Source organism: Pseudomonas sp. 30_B, assembly GCF_017491605.1.
In the GTDB taxonomy this organism is placed as follows: domain Bacteria; phylum Pseudomonadota; class Gammaproteobacteria; order Pseudomonadales; family Pseudomonadaceae; genus Pseudomonas.
In genome coordinates, this window is record NZ_JAFGYY010000240.1 from 1 (window position 1) to 487 (window position 487).

Genomic DNA, 487 nt, shown 5'->3' on the forward strand with positions numbered 1-487 from the left:
GCGCAATTTCATTCGAGAACTACCGCGCGAGCTTATCGAGGCCGCGCGTATGGATGGCGCCAGCGAATTTCAGATCTTCTACAAAGTCGTGCTACCGCTTGTGCGGCCCGCAATGGCTGCGATTTCCGTTCTTGTGTTTACCTTTGTATGGAACGACTACTTCTGGGCCACTGTACTCGTGCAACGTGATCACGCCATGCCGATCACCGCGGGACTAAAAACACTGAGTGGCATTTGGGTCGCACAATGGCATCTCGTCGCGGCAGGTTCGCTTGTCGCGGCTCTCCCGCCCGTGCTTATTTTTTCCTCCGGCAACGATACTTCATTGCAGGCCTCACGATGGGGGCCACCAAGGGCTAGACGTATGTTCGACACAAAACTTATTCGATTGACTGGTTCAAATCTCAGCATCGCACTAGAGAAACCGGCCGATATGCCGCCTGTATGGCGCTATTTTGGCGCAAAATTAGAACCGCACGCCATCGCC

Annotated in this window: 1 protein-coding gene; it reads left to right on the top strand. The window is 54.2% G+C overall.

Annotation, left to right across the window (positions count from 1 at the left end; all coding sequences use genetic code 11):
• Window positions 1-487: carbohydrate ABC transporter permease (locus tag J5M67_RS28085; protein WP_207888630.1), on the top strand; the 487-nt coding region annotated here is incomplete at both ends.